The 21,014-nt window shown below is 37.1% G+C and carries 22 protein-coding genes, 1 pseudogene and 1 riboswitch; of the genes and pseudogenes, 8 read left to right on the forward strand and 15 right to left on the reverse strand.

Annotated features, from left to right (window positions below; all coding sequences use genetic code 11):
* Window positions 1-5 precede the first annotated feature (5 nt).
* The 8 genes from essB to J2S17_RS25365 all read right to left on the reverse strand — a co-directional run bounded on the left by essB (window position 6) and on the right by J2S17_RS25365 (window position 6,431).
* Window positions 6-1,364: a type VII secretion protein EssB gene (gene essB / locus J2S17_RS25330; protein ID WP_307479266.1), complete on the reverse strand. Its 1,359-nt coding sequence runs from the start codon at window positions 1,362-1,364 to the stop codon at window positions 6-8.
* Between the two features lie 12 nt (window positions 1,365-1,376).
* Window positions 1,377-1,616 (reverse strand): ESX secretion system protein YukD, encoded by a 240-nt coding sequence (gene yukD, locus J2S17_RS25335; RefSeq protein ID WP_307479267.1) that lies wholly within the window; start codon window positions 1,614-1,616, stop codon window positions 1,377-1,379.
* Between the two features lie 127 nt (window positions 1,617-1,743).
* Window positions 1,744-2,037, reverse strand: a complete 294-nt coding sequence (locus J2S17_RS25340) for a WXG100 family type VII secretion target (protein ID WP_307479268.1) — start codon at window positions 2,035-2,037, stop codon at window positions 1,744-1,746.
* 156 nt (window positions 2,038-2,193) lie between these two features.
* Window positions 2,194-2,526, reverse strand: coding sequence for a hypothetical protein (locus J2S17_RS25345; protein ID WP_307479269.1), 333 nt, complete (start codon window positions 2,524-2,526; stop codon window positions 2,194-2,196).
* 14 nt (window positions 2,527-2,540) lie between these two features.
* Window positions 2,541-4,571: a DUF6792 domain-containing protein gene (locus J2S17_RS25350; RefSeq protein WP_307479270.1), complete on the reverse strand. Its 2,031-nt coding sequence runs from the start codon at window positions 4,569-4,571 to the stop codon at window positions 2,541-2,543.
* A 19-nt stretch (window positions 4,572-4,590) separates the two neighbouring features.
* Window positions 4,591-5,181, reverse strand: a complete 591-nt coding sequence (locus tag J2S17_RS25355; protein WP_307479271.1) for a YvcA-related protein — start codon at window positions 5,179-5,181, stop codon at window positions 4,591-4,593.
* A 655-nt stretch (window positions 5,182-5,836) separates the two neighbouring features.
* Entirely contained in the window at window positions 5,837-6,043 is a 207-nt protein-coding gene (locus tag J2S17_RS25360; protein ID WP_307479272.1) for a YvcA-related protein, read from the reverse strand.
* The gene (locus tag J2S17_RS25365; protein ID WP_503128673.1) at window positions 6,030-6,431 is read right to left on the reverse strand and encodes a YvcA-related protein; all 402 of its coding nucleotides are present in this window, start codon (window positions 6,429-6,431) and stop codon (window positions 6,030-6,032) included. The genes J2S17_RS25360 and J2S17_RS25365 overlap by 14 nt, the downstream gene beginning before the upstream one ends.
* Window positions 6,432-6,850: 419 nt before the next feature.
* On the opposite strand from J2S17_RS25365, the gene J2S17_RS25370 reads away from it, so the two are divergent.
* From J2S17_RS25370 to J2S17_RS25405, 8 genes are all read left to right on the forward strand, one after another.
* The gene (locus J2S17_RS25370) at window positions 6,851-7,207 is read left to right on the forward strand and encodes a YwqH-like family protein (RefSeq protein ID WP_307479277.1); all 357 of its coding nucleotides are present in this window, start codon (window positions 6,851-6,853) and stop codon (window positions 7,205-7,207) included.
* A 32-nt stretch (window positions 7,208-7,239) separates the two neighbouring features.
* Complete coding sequence (locus J2S17_RS25375) at window positions 7,240-7,518, forward strand: YwqI/YxiC family protein (RefSeq protein WP_307479282.1); 279 nt, start codon at window positions 7,240-7,242, stop codon at window positions 7,516-7,518.
* A gap of 17 nt (window positions 7,519-7,535) precedes the next feature.
* Window positions 7,536-8,975: a ribonuclease YeeF family protein gene (locus J2S17_RS25380; protein ID WP_307479283.1), complete on the forward strand. Its 1,440-nt coding sequence runs from the start codon at window positions 7,536-7,538 to the stop codon at window positions 8,973-8,975.
* Between the two features lie 20 nt (window positions 8,976-8,995).
* Window positions 8,996-9,706, forward strand: a complete 711-nt coding sequence (locus J2S17_RS25385; RefSeq protein ID WP_307479284.1) for a hypothetical protein — start codon at window positions 8,996-8,998, stop codon at window positions 9,704-9,706.
* 61 nt (window positions 9,707-9,767) lie between these two features.
* Window positions 9,768-10,553: a hypothetical protein gene (locus J2S17_RS25390; protein ID WP_307479285.1), complete on the forward strand. Its 786-nt coding sequence runs from the start codon at window positions 9,768-9,770 to the stop codon at window positions 10,551-10,553.
* Window positions 10,554-10,579: 26 nt separating this feature from the next.
* Window positions 10,580-11,044: a hypothetical protein gene (locus J2S17_RS25395; RefSeq protein WP_307479302.1), complete on the forward strand. Its 465-nt coding sequence runs from the start codon at window positions 10,580-10,582 to the stop codon at window positions 11,042-11,044.
* Between the two features lie 410 nt (window positions 11,045-11,454).
* Window positions 11,455-12,516 carry an ATP-binding protein gene (locus J2S17_RS25400; RefSeq protein WP_307479305.1) on the forward strand — a complete coding sequence of 354 codons (1,062 nt, stop codon included), beginning with the start codon at window positions 11,455-11,457 and terminating at the stop codon, window positions 12,514-12,516.
* Window positions 12,517-12,739: 223 nt separating this feature from the next.
* A complete protein-coding gene (locus J2S17_RS25405; protein WP_370875126.1) occupies window positions 12,740-13,573 on the forward strand; it encodes a pirin family protein in 834 nt (277 codons plus the stop codon).
* Window positions 13,574-13,733: 160 nt separating this feature from the next.
* Here the strand turns inward: J2S17_RS25405 and J2S17_RS25410 are convergent.
* From J2S17_RS25410 to J2S17_RS25440, 7 genes and pseudogenes are all read right to left on the reverse strand, one after another.
* Window positions 13,734-13,895 (reverse strand): annotated as a pseudogene (locus J2S17_RS25410) (NAD(P)-dependent oxidoreductase); the annotation flags it as partial.
* Between the two features lie 102 nt (window positions 13,896-13,997).
* Window positions 13,998-14,624 (reverse strand): queuosine precursor transporter, encoded by a 627-nt coding sequence (locus tag J2S17_RS25415; protein WP_307479307.1) that lies wholly within the window; start codon window positions 14,622-14,624, stop codon window positions 13,998-14,000.
* A gap of 9 nt (window positions 14,625-14,633) precedes the next feature.
* Window positions 14,634-15,134, reverse strand: coding sequence for a preQ(1) synthase (gene queF, locus J2S17_RS25420; protein ID WP_307479309.1), 501 nt, complete (start codon window positions 15,132-15,134; stop codon window positions 14,634-14,636).
* 143 nt (window positions 15,135-15,277) lie between these two features.
* Window positions 15,278-15,325: riboswitch (PreQ1 riboswitch) on the reverse strand.
* 87 nt (window positions 15,326-15,412) lie between these two features.
* Window positions 15,413-16,477 carry a hemolysin family protein gene (locus J2S17_RS25425; RefSeq protein WP_307479311.1) on the reverse strand — a complete coding sequence of 355 codons (1,065 nt, stop codon included), beginning with the start codon at window positions 16,475-16,477 and terminating at the stop codon, window positions 15,413-15,415.
* 60 nt (window positions 16,478-16,537) lie between these two features.
* The gene (locus J2S17_RS25430; RefSeq protein WP_307479314.1) at window positions 16,538-17,857 is read right to left on the reverse strand and encodes a hemolysin family protein; all 1,320 of its coding nucleotides are present in this window, start codon (window positions 17,855-17,857) and stop codon (window positions 16,538-16,540) included.
* Between the two features lie 39 nt (window positions 17,858-17,896).
* A complete protein-coding gene (locus tag J2S17_RS25435) occupies window positions 17,897-18,304 on the reverse strand; it encodes a MerR family transcriptional regulator (protein ID WP_307479316.1) in 408 nt (135 codons plus the stop codon).
* Window positions 18,305-18,721: 417 nt separating this feature from the next.
* Window positions 18,722-20,149 carry an aldehyde dehydrogenase family protein gene (locus J2S17_RS25440; protein ID WP_307479319.1) on the reverse strand — a complete coding sequence of 476 codons (1,428 nt, stop codon included), beginning with the start codon at window positions 20,147-20,149 and terminating at the stop codon, window positions 18,722-18,724.
* Between the last annotated feature and the right edge of the window lie 865 nt (window positions 20,150-21,014).

Consider the following 21,014-nt stretch of genomic DNA (forward strand, 5'->3'; position numbering starts at 1 on the left):
GTGAATTAAGATTCTTTGTCGTCTTTGCCTTTGTTTTCATTTTCCTTGCTACCATTTTCTTTACTTTCATCTGCTGGTTTCTCTTCTTTGCCAGCTTCTTCTTTATTCTCTTCCGCTGGTTTTTCTGCTTCTGCTGGTTCTTCCAAAGGTTCCTCTACAGGGTTCCCTAAAACATCTTCAGACTCTTGACCTTTCAGCTCTTCTTCCAATGCTTTTATCTCTTCCTTATATTCATTTTTCTCAGATTTAATTTTGTCTAACTCCTGCTGCTTCTCTTCATCTTTCATATCTCTATCTGCTTTCACTGCTTCTTCATAATGAATCAAGGCATACATGATGAGATCTAAGTCCTCTAGTTCACGGGCCATTTTAAGTGCTTCTTCAGGTTCACCTCGTCCAATATAAATCCAATAATGAAAATAACGTTGATCAGACTGCAATGTAATCGTGTTGGAAATATTATCTTTCTGAGATTCACTCAGTGATTCATTGACTAAATAGGAGAGCGCCAATTGATATTGGATCACTTTTGGCATATCCTTTACCTTGTAATTTGATAGGCTGGTAACTACCCCACTATATTCGCTCTTCAAGAAATGCTCTTGACTGCTTACAAATGCTGCTTGCTTTGGCTGAGTGATAATCAATGAATATAATGAATAAATGAGTAATGGAACTAAAAGTATGTTCAGTCCGCCAATGGAATAACGCTGCCACTTCCATTGTTTCTTCGTTACCTTTGTAAATTGTTTTTCACTTCGTTCAATCTCTTTTAACTGTTTTTGAATTTTCGAAAGCAGCTCATGCTCATTTTCGGATTGCAGGATTTCTTCTGTCGCTTTTGATAAATCAATCGTTTGATTGAATTGTAAATATTGCTCAAATGAGTATTTATCATCTACAGACGCGGCAACTACAGCCTTGATTTCCTGCCATAATCTTTCCGGCTCCTTTTCATAAGGAGGCAGACTCTCCTTGACACCATAATGCAGAAGATGAGGCGTCATACTTTCATCAATGAGGATATTATCAGGGCATACAACCAAATGCAGCCGTGGAAAGGGATGATTAATTATTTTCTTCAATAACTGAGAGGCAAACATGTACCTGCTTCTCATATCAAGAGTTTTCAATTGGGAAAAGGTTTTAAAGTATGAAGGTTTGTGAAATTTGAGGATTAATTCGTCCTCTGTGAAGATTGTCTCTTTTTCAATGAATGAGCCTACATCATTCAGCATGCCAATTTCGGCTTCTTCATCTAGTTTGATTTTTTCTCTCTGGAACGCAAAGCTGATTGTACCCTCTTCCAAACTATATTTCGCTTCAAGTTGTTTCTCTATATACGATTGCTTCTCTTGTGACATGTCATTACTCCCTTATAAAATTTCGAGACGATCTCCTGTCGTTATCCCACAATCTACAAGCTTCTCATTTCCTGATAGTACAATTTTCTTATTACACACTCGAACCCAATAGCCTTCTCTTGGCAAATTTGAAATCGAGCGAGCCTGCCAGACGATATCAATCAAAGTCTTCACAGAATGATAATTTGATAGACGAATGTCAAAAGATTCATTGCTGTAATTTTTCAAATCAACTGTAACCTCAATATACATAAAGATCACCTCTCTATACTTGGCTGATATGTTCTATGTAGTTAATTTTCAATGTTTAAATTGCAAATAAAGAGCGCCTTCATCTGTTTAGACTGGCGCTCTTCTTACTTCATATGACTAGATGAAGTTAACCACGAATTTGGCTAGCGATTTGGCTGTCGGCATCTGCAAGTGCATGTGAAGTATTTTTAAGCTGAACAGAAACTTCAGTAAGAAGACGTTGCATATCAACAATAGAAGGTCTTAATGAAACGTATTGGTCAGCGAACGCTCTGCTAGATTCCCCTTCCCACATACTTTGCAATTCTTCAATCATTTTGTCTAGTCGAGAAAGCTGATCCTCAACTTGAGAACTTTCATTGTTATAACGGGCAGACATACCTTCTAATTCAGCTGGTGTAACTCTAATAATTCCTGACATATAAAAACATCTCCTTTTCATAAAGTTAATTTAATTGTAAAAATACACATTCCTAAGGTCAATCAATATATTGAAAAAAATAGAAAAACAGTAAAATATAACTATTTAATAAGTATAATTAATCATTCGATTTTGGTAAATGGTTCTATTTAACCACTATTTTTTCAGAGGAATATCAGCTTCCTCATAATAAACAGTTAAAGGCTGGGTGTTTATATCGTTTATCTGATAATGGTATCTGCTAGCCATTGTATCCATCAAAGTGGTTTGGCTATTTATTGTGGATTCTTGGTTATGATGCTGTGCTAAAAGTGAATTGATCGTTTCTTCTATTAACCTTCCAGAACTTGCTTCGAGCTCTTTTTTAATACCAGAAAGCATGTCATGACTGATACTTCCAATCTTATCTAATTCATTTTTAAGCAATGTCGATTTATTGTGTAAATCAACATACGGGAAAAAACGATGCGATTTAGTAAGTTGACCCATAGCACCCTCCTTTGTTATCTCAAGTCAAAAATAGCTGAAATTTTTTGATCTTCTTGAAATAGCTGTTCAATAGAGTCCCTGATTTTCTTAATTAATTTGATACCTGAGTCTACCTCTCTATCCAAATATTGAAATATTTCTTCAAATGTATCAGCGAATAACGAGTCCAACGGCCGAATATGCTCATGGACTGTGATTCCTTTCATTTCAACATTTCCGCCAGGCAATAAATATTGATAACTTCGCGGATTGGTTTCCATCTGATTGATCGCACTGACTAACCTGCCTTTTCGATGCTGAAAATCGTCAATGAACTCTTGAGTATATAAACTCTTTAATCGACTAATCACCTCCTTTTTATCCTGATATTTATCCATACCCAGCTGATAAACCCTAACAGCTGAAGATAGATTCACTTCCACTTTTTGCAAATGGCTACCTTTTGACAAAATCATATCATTGCCTTCATACCTTCTATTGCCATCCGCCAACGCGGTCGCAACATGGGTGAGCCCATGGGCTTCGACTGCCTTGGTAAAGCCTCTAAACCAATCAAATGGTACATTAAATATATCTGTAAATTTACTTTTAATATTTCCAGCTTCCACTTTAACGGTCGCCGCAATATCTATAACCCCAACTAAATACTCACTAATATTGGGACTGCCGGGTTTTAATATGTCTTTAATTACCACTTTTCCCAAATCGCCCAGTGAACTGATCATATTTTTCACAGAACCCAGTATGTCTTTAAGATGATTCAAGACATCTTCAATCATTACAATCATCGTTGCTCCAAGGATTTTTATCAGGGATGGAATCTGTGTGCGCAGCCTTTCCAGCCTAGCCATAATTTCAACTTGGCGCAGCTGCAATAAACCTATCGCTGCAAGGAGTTTCGTCGGAACTTCAGGAACAGGAAACGGAACCGTTATCGCTCCAAAACCTAGCGGAAACATACTAAAGTGCATATCTACACCAACAAACTTCCAATCAGGTCCGTCTATCAGCTTATTCCATTCCTCGCCAATCGTATCGATCAATGTAAACAGCTCAGCGTCAATGCCTGTCAGCCCTCTATACACCCCCTGAACGCCATTCTGATTATAATAAGGAGCAATCTCTGCTAAGAACATTTGCAATTTTCGTAAATCTCCATCGGAAATATTGCCTAATGTTTTACGTAATCCTTCAAAATCAAGATCAGTATCGATGATTTCCCTCGTTCCTAAATCAAGAAAACCCCTGATGTCAGAAGCTCCGTATAACATATCTTCTTCAGCAGTGATATGATGGATGTTCTGCCCGCGTTCCTTGTAGTAGTTTTCTGCGAAAGCTTTTAGTTCTGCTGGGGGGATGGAGTAGAGCTGTTCGTTTATGTTTGGATCTATATTAAATTTTATACCCAAACTAAATTGAAATTTAGTGTCTATCATTGCTAACTGATAAACACTAGGTGGTGCATCATTAATAGCATAAACACTCGAGAATGAGTCATTCATTATTTGTAGTGTTTGAATTAAATTCCCTCCGAGCGAATGTCCGATGCCAACCTTATTTAATTCGATACTCTCTAGATGTTCCCCACTTTTTTGCCCTCTTTTCAAGTCTTCTGTTACTTTAAAGTTGATTTTCTTAGTAATCAAATCATCAAAGGTTTCTGCATTTTCAAACTGATTTTTAACTTTACCGGTAAAAATCCCAAATCCATTGTAATACCAATCTAGTGGCTCTCCTTCACCACTGTCCTCTGAATGTTCACTGCCTCTTGTAATCGTGTATGATTGATTGATTCCTTCAATAGGATTATAAAAATGAATTATTGTACCATCAAAACCTGAATCTTTTCCTGCATCTTTTTGCTCTTTAAGCTCTTTAATATCATCAGAATGATATACTGTAATTTCAACCGGCAAATCCTTGCCTGTTTCTTCTATATAGATCCTTCTGATTTCCTCTTCGGAAATTTTTTCACTCTTTCCATATTCTAGTTCAGTGATTCTTGCAAGCAAAATATTCGTATTCAATATCTCCTCATTACTCATATTTATCACCTATACTTCGCTAATCAATAAATTCAACTGTTTTCATCATCTTTAAGAATTTCTCTTTAATATGTTCTTGGTCTGGTGTACATTCTTTATCAAAGTCTAAACATGAACTTCTGGCAACAAATCTTAATGCTTTATCGCTATTATTTGGTTTTATAAGGCTGAAATAGTTATAGGCCTTTTCCTCTTCAACTTCAAACATATGCTCAGCGTAATAATAAGTCTTTCCTTCATGTTCAAATTCTTCGTATTCACCTTCATAATTTGTATATCTCGATAACTTTTTCAAATATAGATCTACATCTCCAGAAACCATTTCTGAATCAAAATTAATTGTATAGTAAAAGGCAAGATTTTCATCTCTAACATTTTCCGAAAAGTTGAATGTTTCATAAACATCATGGTTTTGTTCATAGCCTACTTTTGAAATAATTGCATTCTCTGGGAACAACATTGTGTAGGCATCAGTCTTGGATTTAAACAGATAATACTCATTTTCTTCCTCCTCAGTAGAAACAAGAAAATCTCTCGTAAACTCTTCTTGAGATGCTCGTGCCTCAGATTCAGAATTCACTTCTTTCCCCTGATCATCATTTTCATTCATTCCACAGCCTCCTATCAGCAGCAGTGTCATTAATAACCCTAGGTATTTTAAATGTTTTTTCAACCCTTGATCCCCTCTCGAGTATCTTTATGTATCTTGGATGAGGTTTCATAAAAAAGTAAAAATTCACTCCTTATTTATTACCATGGAGTTCCAGTTACGTCAATTGACCAAAGAATATTGTCGAATTTTGTCTGTTAAATTCAACCTATAAAATAACTAATAAACTCTAAGTTTCTTAGGTTAAAAGATTCATATCCTTTTTACACCCATGGAATTTATTTACACAAAAAAGAAATAGCACCCTATAATAATTATTATTTGACTATATTGATAGGTATTTTTAATCATTTTTACTTTATCCTGTTTAAATAAATCTTAAACCTATTTTTTGAATTTTTTCGATTATTTTTAAAGGGTAATATTTCACTTTAATAAATATAATGTTTTAAATAAGAGTAATTTTACATAACTAAGTGTGAATTATTGGCTGCAAAAAGTCAGATGTAGCCCTCACTTATATTTAATAATCAGCATTATTATGTACCGCCCTTATAATGAATTGTGTATGATTACCCACGCTTCTTGAAGCATTCTTTGCTCGAAAGCAATAAGACTCATTGATAGAACTTATTCCAAAATTGCACAGATTTTATCAACATAAAAATTTTTCCTCCAACTCCGCTTTTTTCAAGCTACAATTTGTACGATTGTCTGTACATGTAGTATCAATTACATATCTAATGGCTTGTTCGCTATTTTTGGATTTTATAAAACTTAAATAACTAATGTATTCAATACCTTGTTTACTTACATTAGTTGCATAATAAAATGCTTTGTTATCATGTTCAAAAAGTTTCATAATTACCATCAAAGCCGGCATATGAAGATAAACTTTCTAAATATATTTCCGAATCATCTGTTAAAACATTTTGATTATAAGTAATTTTATAATAAAATGAGAGATTTTCTTTTTTTACTTGTTCTCCAAAACTAAAAGTCTCGAATACATCCTGATTACTTTCAAATCCAGCTTCTGATACCTTTGCATCTTTAGGAAACCACATCGTATAACCTTCAGTTTTGGATTTGAACTGATAAAAGCCTTCCTCTATCTCCTCTGGTGATTGAAGAAACTCACGTGTGAATTCATCTTGATATGCTCGTGTTCCAGGTAAATTCTCCCTCTCACAGGCTATTAGTAGTATAATAAGAGAACAAATGAAACGACCCTTCAAAAAAAACCTCATTTTTTTCACTCCGTTCCTTTGGTAAAAATAAATTCCCAATCTATGTTTTTGTTTTGTAAAGATTATGGGTAGAAAATAAAGTAAATATATTCACTTCAAGGTTGTTTTTTACACTTTTGCAAAAAACAGGATAATTTACCTATCGACTCACCTGTAAAAATAAGTATTTTTCATCATTATGACAAAATTCTTCCATGATATAGTAAAAAGGATTGTTATTTTATTGAATTTTTAAATTTCAATACTCATATCGGTGAATAAGTGATTACTTACCCTAGTCTTATTCATCTATAAAACTTTTAGGTTTGTTATGTACTCGAGGATATTTCTACATAGCTTTATTTCAACCATTAGCCGCAATCACATCATTGTATATCCTCGTGCTGCTCATATATTTTGCATAATTAAGAGGTGATGATATGTCATTAAGTTATTATTATAGTCTTCTTCAAGAGAAGAAAAGACAGCTTTCCAGACTGCAGTCATGCAACAGTCAACTGCTTGGCAACCAGCAAGAGTTTTCCCACTATAAATCTACTGTTACAAAGCCTGAGCTTTCTTCTACAACCTGGCAGGGAACTTTAGCCAGCCAATTTGAAGATATTCGAACTGACCGAATTCTCAACAGCTTTCAGGATATTGAATCAAACCAATTCAGCGATGTGTTCTCTTCACTTAATTCGAAGATGCAACTAATTAGGCAGGAGATTTCTTCCATCCAGCAAACGATAGCTTACCTTGAAGCTGAAGCTGAAAGAGAAAAAAATGATAAATAAGGACATCTGGAATTCTGACAAGGAGGTGCCCCATGAGTAGTGAAATAAAAATATTGAAAAATGACGTTGATGAAGCACTATCAAAACTGCAATCCTCTACTAATGCTCTTACCACTTCGCTTCCAGCTTCTATTGGCAGCAACAATGTATTAGATACAGTCAAAAAAATGAATCAGCTGAATCAAGCATTGAACCAAGTAGCAGAAGCTTATAAAGCCTTATTGCAGCAAAATGAAGAATCTACACGTCAATCGGTTGAATTTATGGCTGAAGCGGATAAACAAATCTCTTCCTTTATTAAAATGCAGTAAGGAGGTCCATTCAAAGAATGAAAACATTAGAAGTCGAATCATTACATTCTGGGATTGAAGAAATACTTGAAAAATTAAATTCACAAAAAGAACAGGTCAAGCAAATCGAAGCCTCTGTTGAAGGAATTATCACTCTAAATGATTCTTTAAAGGGCCAAGGCGGGCAATCCATTAGATCCTTCTATCAAGATTGCCATCAGCCTTTTTTATTATTCTATCAAGATGTAATGAATGAGTACGTATCCTCGCTAAAGAATGTAAAAAGTACACTCCATTCATTTGAGCCATCGCATAATGGCTTTATTAGCCAAAGCTTTTTGCAAGGAGATTTATGCAGCGGCCTAAATAAAACAAAAGAAATCACAGCCGACCTCACGAATGAGGCAAACATGACAATCGCTTCTGTCCAAGATATTGTAAGCCTGCCAAAACTGCGAGATAATGACGTTATTAACCAAGTAAATGAAGCAAAAAAAAATGTAGATCAGACAGTGGAAAAGCTCCATCATTTCGATAATCAACAATCCCAATCTCTGAATAATGTCGAACAAGATATTCAAATCATGAATACTTACGTTCAGCAAATCCAAACCATGTTCAACAATGGATCACTTTCTGTTGCTACATACAGTCCAAATAGTTTATATTCCATTCCACCTGATCAAGAAATGGGAGCGGCCAACCCATTCAGCTCTTTTGCGAGTCACCCCCGTGTGACTAGTAACGGGGTTGAAGCAACTGACACGAATGGTTTAAATATGCAGTGGGATCCCACCCCTACTCTAGGTGTGAACTTTGATCAATGGAAGGATCAACCGATCAACGCAGGAGCGAATTTAGGGATTGCTGTAACAACAGCCTATGGTGCCGCCAAACGTGTCAACCTTGCAAGAAAAGGGTTTGGGATTACGAAAACTTACAGAACAACCGCTCAAGGCGTTCGCAAACCTGTTGTTAAAATCGATAAACCAGAACTTGGCGGCTTTAAAAAGAAAACCTACTCAGGTACAAACGTAACCAATCATCCTAAACTAAATAAGCTAATAGATCCAATGGCAAGTGTAAAAGATTCATTTAAATGGGCAAGCAACAAACTTGGCTATCTCGGTGTTGGTGTAACTGTCACAGGCGATATCGTTCATGGTGTGCAAAATAACCAATCTGGCAGTGAAATAGCAGGTAATGTTGTTGGTGACGTAGCTATTGCAGGCGCATCAATTGCAGCATCTGCTGCTGCTGGAGCTAAAGTTGGTGCTATAGCTGGAACATTTGGGGGACCTGTTGGAGTTGCCGTTGGCGCAACTGTAGGAGCTATCGTTGGTATCGGTGTTACAACCTTGTTAAGTGACGTTAAATTTATGGATGTTGATGGCGACGGCAAGTCTGATTCGGTAGGAGATGCGATTAAGAAAGGCACGAAAGGCATCATCGACAAAGTCGGTTCTTGGTTTAAATAATAGATTAAGAGGTGTAGTAGTTGAAAAAGCAGCAAGAAATAGACAGTATTACATTATCCTATTTAAACTTCCAGACACCCAAGGAAAATAGGGGAAATATTATTGTGTTCTTTCTTATTTTCCTTGACCTTCTGGGGCTATTCCCAATCTTGTCTGAACCCTTCTCCAGTCAATATTTTTGGGCCGCATTTATTCCCGTAGCATTCATGCATATATGGGCATTGCTTTACATAATTGCTCCTTACAAGTTTGAACGCACCTATTATTTGTTCTTTGGTATATATGGAATTGTGAATACCTATGTATTTTCCCTATCCATCCAGAAGTTTTTAAGTAACTATATTTTAACTAATACTGTCTTACCAATAATCATTGGCCTTTTTCTATTCATAGGATTAATAATCATAATAAATTGGGCTAATCTGAAATTATTACGCTCTGGAACCTATGCCAATCTTCAGAAGAAAGGTACCAAAGTAAACACTTCACCAATCATAGCTGCCTCTGGACTAGGCTATATTCTTGGGCAGTTGATACTTGCTTTCGTCTATAGCGATTCATTGATCATAATGGTTTTCATTTTTGTATTATCGATTCTTTCTGTTGTAACAGCATACTTTAGCGTTTTCATTCATCGATATATATTCATTCAAAAAAATGAAGTGGCTGTAAAAAAATTATATCCCGAATTTGGACTGCCAAAGTCAGAGAGAAACAGCAAATACTTATAGTTTAATCTAATAAAAAAATGAAGGTAGGCTCCCACAAGAAGAATTTCAAGGAGGACTATTAATGGAACTTATATTATCAAGGAAAGATCTATGCATTCTCATGAATGTATTAGGAGCTAAAACACTGATCGGTATTGCTAACCCATTCACACAGCATACCAATGAAGAGATGGAGCTAGAATGGGAAATGACTTTTAAGAAATTAAATAGCATGGGGCTCGTTGATCTTATTGATGAAGAACTTAAATTTGACGAGCCTTTTATTCAGTCCATGTGGGTCTTAGCTAGAACAAATGTTGTTGTTGAAACGCTTACTGATGATGAACAAAGTCTGTTCTATTTTAGTGACCATTCGGTTATCCAATGTTTACAGGTAAATGACGATGATTATAAGGTATATATTCATCACACACCTGATTGGACTTGGAATCATGTCATTATTCCTAAAATGCTTATGGGAATTGAGAATATACCTGTGCGTTTTACTCGTTCATTACTAGTGGACCCTCAAGATTACAATATCTATTGCGAGAATCTTCGTGTACACAATCAAGAGGAACTTGCAGAATTAAACAACTTAGACCATGATCATTTGATGTTGAAACAGTTCAATCGTTCACTTCAAAGGAAGATATATAATAGTAGATTGATGATGTTTTACCGCAACAACAACCAATGGAATGTGGAAGGAATTCATGTACTCTCCTCTCCTTCGTTTAACTGGACGTTAAAAATGATCAATCGAAACGGCCAAGAATTATTAGAGGCGAAACAGTCTGGCGGTGCGAACTTAATGAATGAGATTTTGGATGTTATTAAGCGAGCTAAAGTGGAGCAAACAGCATAAAGCTATGAAAGGCGGATTGTTACCATATGTTTTTCGATACTAAAAGGATTAAAAAATCCCCTATTACATTCTACGGTGTAAGTACTTTATCAAATCATGGAATAAGCGACGATGAGCACAACGAATATGTTGATATTATTGGAGATTTAGACAACGTTGAAATGGTGTTTGATATTGCTAGAGAAGATTGGAATCCAGAGCAGCTCAAAGAAATGGAAGAAAAGATTAAGCACTTAAATTTATCTGATCCAATTTTTATTGTAAATGAAATAAATGCAAAAGAGATTGAAAATGCAGTAAAAGCATTAAAAAAAAAGCATAGATGGAAAGATTTATTCGGAACACTTACTATGGAAGACTATATGATAGTAGAACACCACGCAATTTTCAAATTAGATCAAGCTGTTACCTATAAAGATAATGCAGATGACGTGGTTACATTTCTTGAATGTGAGCTTGAACGAGAAAGAAATAAAAAATCAGCTAAGTAATACATTTTGCGAGAATCTAGAAGGCTCAAACCCTAATATCGGGATTGGGTCTTTTAGTGTTTGAGCATTCATTGAAAAAGTTTTTCTAAGATTGCTGGATTAATTTTTTTTATTCCGGACGATTATCTCATCCTGCCGAATTATTCGTATTTTCGCCAGATTTGTTTAGTTTTCGCCGGATCATCCCGTTTTTCACCGGATCAAAAAGCATCAATATAAAAACTTCTCCCTCTGACTCCTTATTAGTTAAAAAATTCGAACTGAATTTTTCTCTCTATCTAATATTTTCGCTTTTAACGAAGCTTTTTTCGTTAAAATAGGTTTAAGTTTTCGTAATTTCGGGTAAAAGAGTATCGGGTTTTTCTAGTTTTTTCAGGGCTTGAATATAAAACAGAGAATTTGAAATTAGAATGGGGGTTCTTTCAATTCAAGAAGAAGAATACATAAAATTTGTAGAGCAATCTCCTGATGCAACGATACTTTTGCAAGATGGAGTCATCCTCTATATAAATGAGCTTGGATCAACACTATTTGGAGCTGCTCAAAAAGAGGAATTAATCGGAAACGGGCTGTTGGAGTTTCTCTCCACTGAATATTTTATTGAGTTTAATAGAATGATTGAAACCATTAATAAGGGCGGAACAGTACCATTTTATGAAGTGACGCTTTTTAGAGTGGATGGAACGCCTTTTGAGGTAGAGATTAAAGGGATCTTAATTTCCATTCAACAAAAACCCGTTATCTATGTAATTTTAAGAGGAGTGGAAGAAAAGAAAAAGACCCAGCAATTTCTGCTACAGTCAGAGAAACTGTTGATTGCCGGACAGCTTGCAGCCGGAATTGTTCATGAGGTTAGGAATCCCCTCACTGCCATTAAGGGATTTCTTCAATTAGGCCAGGATCAATTTGATGAAAAGAAAAACAAATTTTATATCGAAATTATTCAAACAGAAATTGAAAGGATCGAATTGATATTAACTGAATTATTAACTCTTACTCGGCCTCGGGACAGTCAGATGGAGTGGAATGCAATCCCTACTATCATTGGTGAAGTGGTTACGTTGATTGATACCCAAGCCATTATGAATAATGTTGATATTCAAGTCATAATAGAGGATGATGCGCCTCTTGTTTACTGTGACAAAAATCAGCTTAAACAAGTATTTATTAATTTGATCAAAAACAGCATCGAAGCCATTAGCACAAGCGGACATATCATAATAAAAGGAACTGTAGAGAAATCATGCTTGCAATTACTATTTATTGATTCCGGTCCAGGCATCCCCGATCATCTCATCAAACGAATTGAAGAACCTTTCTTTACTACAAAAGAAAACGGAACAGGCCTTGGACTCATGGTATGTAAACAAATTATAGAAAGCCATAAGGGAAATCTTTCTATCCAAAGCGGGAATAATGGAACGACAATAAAAATTCTTCTACCTATACATGAAAACCACATAAACTTATAATTATTTAAATACATATCCAATTAAAACACTTCATCGCTTTGCTCTCGGCACTGACAAATATAAGACACGGTGAAGCAGGACACCTCTCAATCCTGCTATTCCATTATCAACGGCTTTTCTCCTTTATTTTCACTTTCAATAGGTTTCCTTTATAATCCTTATACTTATCAGAAGCTTCTCCTGAGGTTAAAATGATTATATGAAAGCAAAAGGAGATGGCATATTGGGAAAAAATCGCGATATTAAACACAAATGGACAGTGAGCCCGCAAATGGTTAGTCCAATTCATAAGGCTGGAGCTGTTCTTGAGCCTGGTCATTGGGGAAAGCATGATCCTTTTCTGTTAATGATGGACGATACTTTTCAAAAAGGCGCGTTTGATGTCCACCCTCATCGGGGCATCGAGACGATTACGTTCGTAATTGATGGCAAAATTGATCATTATGACAGTGCTAGTGGCGGAGGAACACTTGAAGCAGGTGATTTGCAATTCATGACAGCTGGAAAAGGAGTCGTTCATAACGAAGCTCCCCCAGAGGGCAGTTCTGTCCATCTGCTTCAGCTATGGGTTAACTTGCCAAGTGAATCCAAAATGACCGCTCCTCGCTATCAAAATTTGCGGGGGAAGGATATGCCAGTACGCAAAGAAAGAGGAGCAGAAATACGCGTTTATTCGGGCACATCCGATCAAATAGTATCGGATACCCTTAATTATGCACCAGTTACCTTTGTAGAAATGATCATTGATTCTTGCGCTTCTATCTCGCAAGATCTTCCTGATAGTTATAATGGCTTTATCTATGTTCTTGAAGGAAGCGGCATATTTGGAGAAAATGAGATACAGGCTGCAAAAGGTGATGCCATGCAAATTGATTTTGGAAGTGGCAACGATTCATCGAGCATCAAAGTATCAGCAAATGAGAAATTGCGCCTCGTTCTTTTCGCGGGTGAACCGTTAAATGAACCTGTTGTTGCACGCGGTCCCTTTGTCATGAATACGGAAGAACAGATTATGCAAGCCTACCAAGATTATCGTGAAGGAAAATTTGTAAAATAGACTAGAGCCTCCTTTTTAAATAGGAGGTTTATTGGTTCTCCCATGTTTCATCTAAGACGCAACAAAATCTCCTCCATTCACATGGATGGTTTGGCCGGTGATATAGGAGCCATCATCAGAAGGTGCAAGCTCATATGGTTGCCCGCCCCTTTTCATCGGGTATAATAGCGACCTTATCCTTTAATTTTCTCGTTCCGATATATTTGGGGTTATCGTATATGGGACGCGGCACCATTAAATACTCAAGTCCCGGCTGTCTATATTGTTGCTGTGGCGGAAAGGTAAACGGCACTTCTTGGCATTTTACCTCTTCCCATAATATTTCTGATTCATCTTCTCCCCTCCCTCCATTACTATATTCAGCCCCGTTTATGCGATGATAACATTAAAGGATGCTTCCCGCATATAGCGGAAAGCATCTTACCTAAACCTGTTCAACTATCTTCGCTTCTTGACGTCTCACAAAGTTTACGACTAAGTACACTAGTGGTGTAATGCAAATGGATGCAATGAATTTAAAAGCATATTGTGAAAGAATGAGACCGCCTAGTACGGTTGTCGGCATCGTGCCATAGAAAGCAATTGTAATGAAGATCGTAGTATCTACTAATTGGCTAATCATTACTGACACATTATTGCGCAGCCACAATTTCTTCCGTCCATGTCTATTTTTCAGTTTATTAAAAACATACACAACTAGGTTTTGACTGATGGCATAGGAAATCAAGCTGGCAAGTATGACACGGAAGCTCCCGCTTAATATCGTCTCAAAAGACGCTTGTTCAGCGAAAACAGGTGCAGCTGGCAGATTGATCGTAATGAGGATAAAAACAATCGCAAGCACTTGTGTCATCAGCCCTGCTTTGACAGTTCTCCGCCCCTCTTCTTTTCCATAAACCTCAACAATGACATCGATAATCGGGTAGGTAAAAATGTATATGACAACAGCAGCCGGAAGAATGGCAAGGTCTCCAATGCTAAAAAGCTTTACAGCTACAATATTTGCTAAAATGAGCAATCCTACATAAATGCCATTTAAGTATAAAATCATGTCAATCTCCTATCGATTATCTACTTTTTCTGGATAGAGATCATGATTCATCAATCGGTAATCAGCCATCTCTTCATATTTTGTTACTGGTCTCCCATAATTGCACCATGGGTCAATCGAGATGCCGCCACGCGGTGTGAATTTCCCCCAAACCTCAATATATCTTGGATTAAGCAAATTGATTAGATCGTTCATTATGATATTGACACAATCCTCATGAAAATCGCCATGATTTCTGAAGCTAAACAAATAAAGTTTGAGAGATTTGCTCTCTACAATTTTCTGATCCGGTACATATGAGATATACATAGTCGCAAAATCAGGCTGCCCTGTAATCGGACATAGACTAGTAAACTCCGGACAATTAAACTTCACAAAATAATCACGGTTGCTGTGAAGGCTGTCAACTGCCTCTAACACCCCGGGGGCATAGTCAGACGGGTATTGTGTATGTTGGTTCCCCAATAGTTTTAAATCATTTAATCCTTCTTCACTTTTACGGCCAGACATAAAAAAACCTCCTCGAATATATGTATCCCAACACTTTTCGAAAGAGGCTCATTCTATTTCAAACCAATGAAGAAACTAGACGGAATCAGCACTTTAACTGGACAAAAAAAGCCACGTCCAGTATGGACATGGCGTATCGTCATGTTTCCATAGTTTTTTATAGAGGGTTTGTAGCTATGAACCTCTCCCGACTGTGTTCGGGTATCAACTTATACAATATTATAGAATCATAGAAGAAACGTCAATTGAAATTTCACTAAAAGTATTAATAGTGAAAATTATGTTGCATAGATCTCATTGCCATCATATTCATCACGAATTTCACCGACAATTTCTTTTAAAATATCTTCCATAGTCACAAGCCCGAGAGTAACACCCTTTTCATCTGTCACAATCGCTATATGTGTGCGGCTTAGCTGCATCTTCAAGAAGACGTCCTTAATTGAAATTGAATTCTTAAAGCGCGGGACATCATGGATAAAGTCATTGATGCTGCCTTCTCTTCCCGCTGCTATACTTGTGAGCATCTCTTTTGTATTAATGAAACCGATAAAGTCATCCTTAGGATTTTCAGCGTCCGTCACTGGGTAGCGAGTATATGAATATTCATCAATCACATTAATCATTTCGTCTAGAGCCATGTCCTTTTCAATCGTAACCATGTTAGCCCTTGGAATCATAATATCATTTAAGTAACGCCCGTCAAATGCAAAAATATTTTCTAAATAGGCTAGTTCGGTCTGATTGATCTCGCCGCCTTCAAAGCTTTGTGTCACGATCAGCTTTAATTCTTCCTCAGAATGGACTGTATCATGACCAGCCGGCTTTACGCCAAATATTTTAAGAAGCAGTTGTGCCGAACCATTTAAAATTCGAATGAAAGGACTCATTATTTTCCCAAACCAGAATAAAGGCGGCGCCAAGATCAATGTCATTTTTTCAGCATACTGAATTGCCAGCGTCTTCGGTGCAAGCTCTCCAATCACAACATGTAAAAATGTAACGATTGCGAGCGCTATGAAATAAGAGAGCACAGTTGCTATGGCTGCTGGAACATTAAATTCATCAAATACAGGCTCCAGGATCTTTTGTACAGTTGGTTCCCCTAACGCACCAAGCACTAAAGCCGTAATCGTAATGCCAAGCTGACAAGCAGATAGATAATAATCTAGATCATGCGCCACTTTTTTCGCTAACTTTGCTTTCTTATTACCTTCTGAAATCAGCTGATCAATCCTTGACATTCTGACTTTCAAAATCGAGAACTCAGCACCTACGAAGAATGCTGTAAGAAGAATAAAAACAGCGACTAAAAATAAATTTAATATGATTATACCGTCCAATTATTTCCCTCTGTTATGAGGGATTCACCTCCAAGATGATTAAATAAATTAATGATTTGCTTATTCTGCTATTTCGGTCTCAGCATGCTGATGGAATACAACCTGTTTAATCTGGTAATTATCCATTTCAGCAACTGTCCATTTATGTTTACCATCTATAATCTCATCACCATGTTGAACAATTTCAAGGTTTTTGAATTGAACCCAGCCGCCAATGGTATCTATCTCTTCACTGTCTTCGAACACCAGGCCAAACCGGTCCTCAAGCTCCTCCAAAAGTACACGGCCATTAATCGTATATTGATTGTCAGCTAATTTGCGAATATCCGCCACTTCATCCTCATCGAATTCATCGCGAATTTCACCAACAAGCTCCTCTAATACATCCTCCATTGTTAAAATACCGGAAGTACCACCGTATTCATCCATGACTACAGTCATATGCACTTGCTCCTGCTGCATTTTCAAAAGCGCATCTTGAATACTTGTTACCTCTACAATAAAAGGCACATCACGAACGTATTCTTCAAGCTTGCCTTCTCTTCCAGAAACGATATGGCTGAGCATCTTTTTCGCATTCACAATCCCGATGATTTTATCTTTATCTCCCTCTTCTACAACAGGGTATCTCGTATAATTATTCTCATCCAAAATACTGATAATTTCATCATAGCTCATATCCTTATCTATTGTGACAAGGTCTGTTCTCGGTACCATAATATCCTTGGCTACACGTTGATCAAATGAAAAGACGTTTTCCATATACTTCAGTTCCGTCTGATCTATCTCTCCGCCTTGAAAGCTTTGAGCCATGATGATCTTCAGCTCTTCCTCAGAATAAGCTTGTTCGTGTCCTGCCGGCTGTACACCAAACGAACGAAGGAGCACACGTGATGCACCATTTAACGTTTGAATGAACGGGTACATAATCTTACCGAACCAATAAAGAGGTGCAGCAAGCAATAAGGTCATTTTTTCCGAGAATTGGATTGCCAATGTCTTCGGTGCCATCTCGCCAACAACCACATGCAGATAAGTTACTAGAATGAAAGCTATGGCATAAGATGCGATTGAAGCTGTTGCATCAGATACGTCCAACCATTCAAAGACAGGATACATAAGGCTCTTAACTGCTGGTTTCCCTAACGCACCCAATCCTAATGCAGTAACCGTAATACCGAGCTGGCACGCAGATAAATAGTAATCGAGATCAGTTGCTACTTTTTTAGCCAGTATCGCCTTTTTGTTTCCTTCAGCAATCAATTGATCAAGCCTTGACATACGGATTTTAACTACGGCAAACTCAGAAGCAACGAAGAACGCCGTTAAAGCAAGCAATATCACGAGTAAAATAAGATTTGTAATGGTAATTATGTCCAATTATTTCCCCCAACCTGAGGGATTCACCTCCAGAAATAGTTACAGTAAAGTCAATAGTTTCATTAAATTTGTTAATTCATCTTCAAGTGTGCTAAAAACACGTTGTTTTTCATCTTTTGGAAATTCTTTCAACTTCTCATCCCAAAGATTAAGCTTTCGCTTCAAGCTATCAATTTCGTCCTGAACTTCAATTACAATCGTTTCTACCCCTTGTGTATCTTGCTGATGAATGATTCTCTGAATCTCAGAAATAGACATTCGCTGCTGTTTTAGATACTTTATCCTTTTTAGCGTTTTTAAAACATCTTCAGGGTATAAACGATAATTTGAAGAGGATCGCTCTACATGCAGCAAATTGCATTGCGTGTAGTAATCAATCGTCCTTGAAGTTAATCCGCTTAATTTCGCCACTTGACCAATTCGCAATATCGCCTTCCCAATGTCCATTCCTCCTCTTTAAGTACACTTATTAATTTTTATCTATTTATAATTCCTTCGTTTAACTTCTCAAAGTAATACGTTTCACTTTTAACTATTCATTAAGGAAAAAATGAAATTATATATAAAAGTAATCTGATTTCTTTCATTCCTATCAAACTATTACGTTATAGTTATAATGAAATTATATAATGAAGTATAGGATGAAATCAAGGAAATACATATGGAAGGAATTGGGGAATGAAGTTTATTCAAGCCAATGGATGGGATTGCCTTTTTAATGCTTGTTGTTGACTATTGGTCACCACCTAACGTTGAGCTTTATCCCGAATAACTATCTAACGAGCAAAAAAAACCATCCGAGAGCATTTAAATCTCGAATGGCTTCCTGTTTATGGTTTAAGTTTTATATCCCATATAGGTCAATTATGCATTGAATCCTAAAATGGCCTTAGGCTCAAGGAACTCCTCAATTCCAAAGTCTCCCCACTCTCGGCCGATACCTGATTGCTTAAATCCTCCAAATGGAGCAGAGAAATCAGGTCTCGGATTATTGATTTGTACTTGACCAGCACGTATGCTCTTCGCCACTTTTTGAAGCGTTTCTTTGTCTTTTCCGTATACATAACCAGCTAAACCATAGATGGTATCATTGGCAATTTCAATTGCTTCATCTAGATTATCGTAAGTGATGATGGACATCACTGGACCAAAAATTTCTTCTTGTGCGATGGTCATATCATTCTTCACATCAGTAAAGACGGTGATTTTTGCAAAATAACCTTGCTCAAGTCCTTCTGGCTTTCCTGTACCACCAGCAACAAGGGTAGCCCCCTCATCCATTCCTTTTTTAATATAGGACTGAACAGATTTCCATTGATCTTCATCAACAATTGGGCCAACTGCGATATTTTTATCCTGTGGGTCTCCAACTGGAAATTTCGATATGGCTTCTTTTACCGCTTCAATGAACTCATCGTGCATCGCTTTTGGTACGAGTGTCCGAGTAGCTGCCGTACATACCTGACCTGTATTCATAGCTATATTGGCAACGGCTGTTTTGGCCGCTCCCTTCACGTCCGCATCATCTAAAATGACGAGTGGAGATTTTCCACCTAATTCAAGTGAAACCTTTTTGATGCTTTCCGCTGCATTCTCCATGATTTTCTGGCCTACATCTCCAGACCCTGTGAACGAAACGAAATCAATATCAGGGTGTGAGCTAATGCCATTTCCAATCGTTGAACCTGAACCCGTAACAAGGTTGAAAACACCCTTAGGCAGACCAGCTTTTTCGAAAATCTCAGCTAGAAGTATTGCGGCAAATGGGGTATTGGAAGCCGGTTTTAAAATTACAGTACTTCCTGCTGCAAACGCACTTGCTAGCTTGGTAGATGTCTGGTTGGTTGGGAAATTCCATGGTGTAATCAATCCCGCTACACCAATGGCCTCTTTTCGAATTAAGGTATTGCCGCGTTCCTCTTCGAATTTGAACGATTTCAGTTCCTTTGCTGCTTGTTTGAAATGCTGCAGACCCATTTGGTAATGAACAGCCTCACTTCGCGAAACAGGAGATCCTAACTCTTCTGTAATAACCTGGATAATATCATCTTTTCTATTTTCATATTCATCTGCTATTCTTTCTAAAAGCTCAATCCGCTCATCAACGGATGTTTGCGAGAACATTGGGAAGGCATCCTTAGCTGCCTGAACCGCACGATCCAAGTCCTCCTTCGTTCCTGAGCTAATCTTACCGATGACTTTTTCAGTAGCTGGATTAATCACGTCTATCGTTTCAGACCCAGTAGAATTGGTCCACTCTCCATTAATAAAGTGCTGTGTAAGTTTGCGCATTTATAATCAAGCTCCTTTGTTATTTTGTCTATATTTAATGCATTCCCTTGTTGTTTGGAGGTAAACATAGATTTGATGGGAATGATTTCATTTTTGTTAGGTAGGGCTGGATTAGAACATTGGATTGCTGGATTTGATTGAGATCATGTTCTAATTGGCGGATTGCAACATGATTTTGCGGGATTTCATTGAAATCATGTTCTAATTGGCGGATTGCAACATGATTTTGCGGGATTTCACTGAAATCATGTTCTAATCGCTGGATTGCAACATGATTTTGCAGGATTTCATTGAAATCATGTTCTAATTGCTGGATTGCAACTTGAATTTGCGCGATTTCACTGAAATCGTGTTCTAATCGCTGGATTGCAACTTGAATTTGCGCGATTTCACTGAAATCGTGTTCTAATCGCTGGATTGCAACTTGAATTTGCGGAATTTCACTGAAATCATGTTCTAATCGGTGGATTGCAACTTGAATTTGCAGGATTTCACTGAAATCGTGTTCTAATCGCTGGATTGCAACTTGAATTTGCGCGATTTCACTGAAATCATGTTCTAATCGGTGGATTGCAACATGAATTTGCGGAATTTCACTAAAATCATGTTCTAATTGCTGGATTGCAACATGAAATTACTGAATTTCACTGAAATCATGTTCTAATCGTTGGATTGCAACATGAATTTGCTGAATTTCACTGAAATCATGTTCTAATCGCTGGATTGCAACATGATTTTGCGGGATTTCACTGAAATCGTGTTCTAATCATTGGATTGCAACATGATTTTGCGGGATTTCATTGAAATCATGTTCTAATCGCTGGATTGCAACATGAATTTGCGGGATTTCACTGAAATCATGTTC

Source organism: Cytobacillus purgationiresistens (assembly GCF_030813235.1).
Taxonomy (GTDB): domain Bacteria; phylum Bacillota; class Bacilli; order Bacillales; family Cytobacillaceae; genus Cytobacillus; species Cytobacillus purgationiresistens.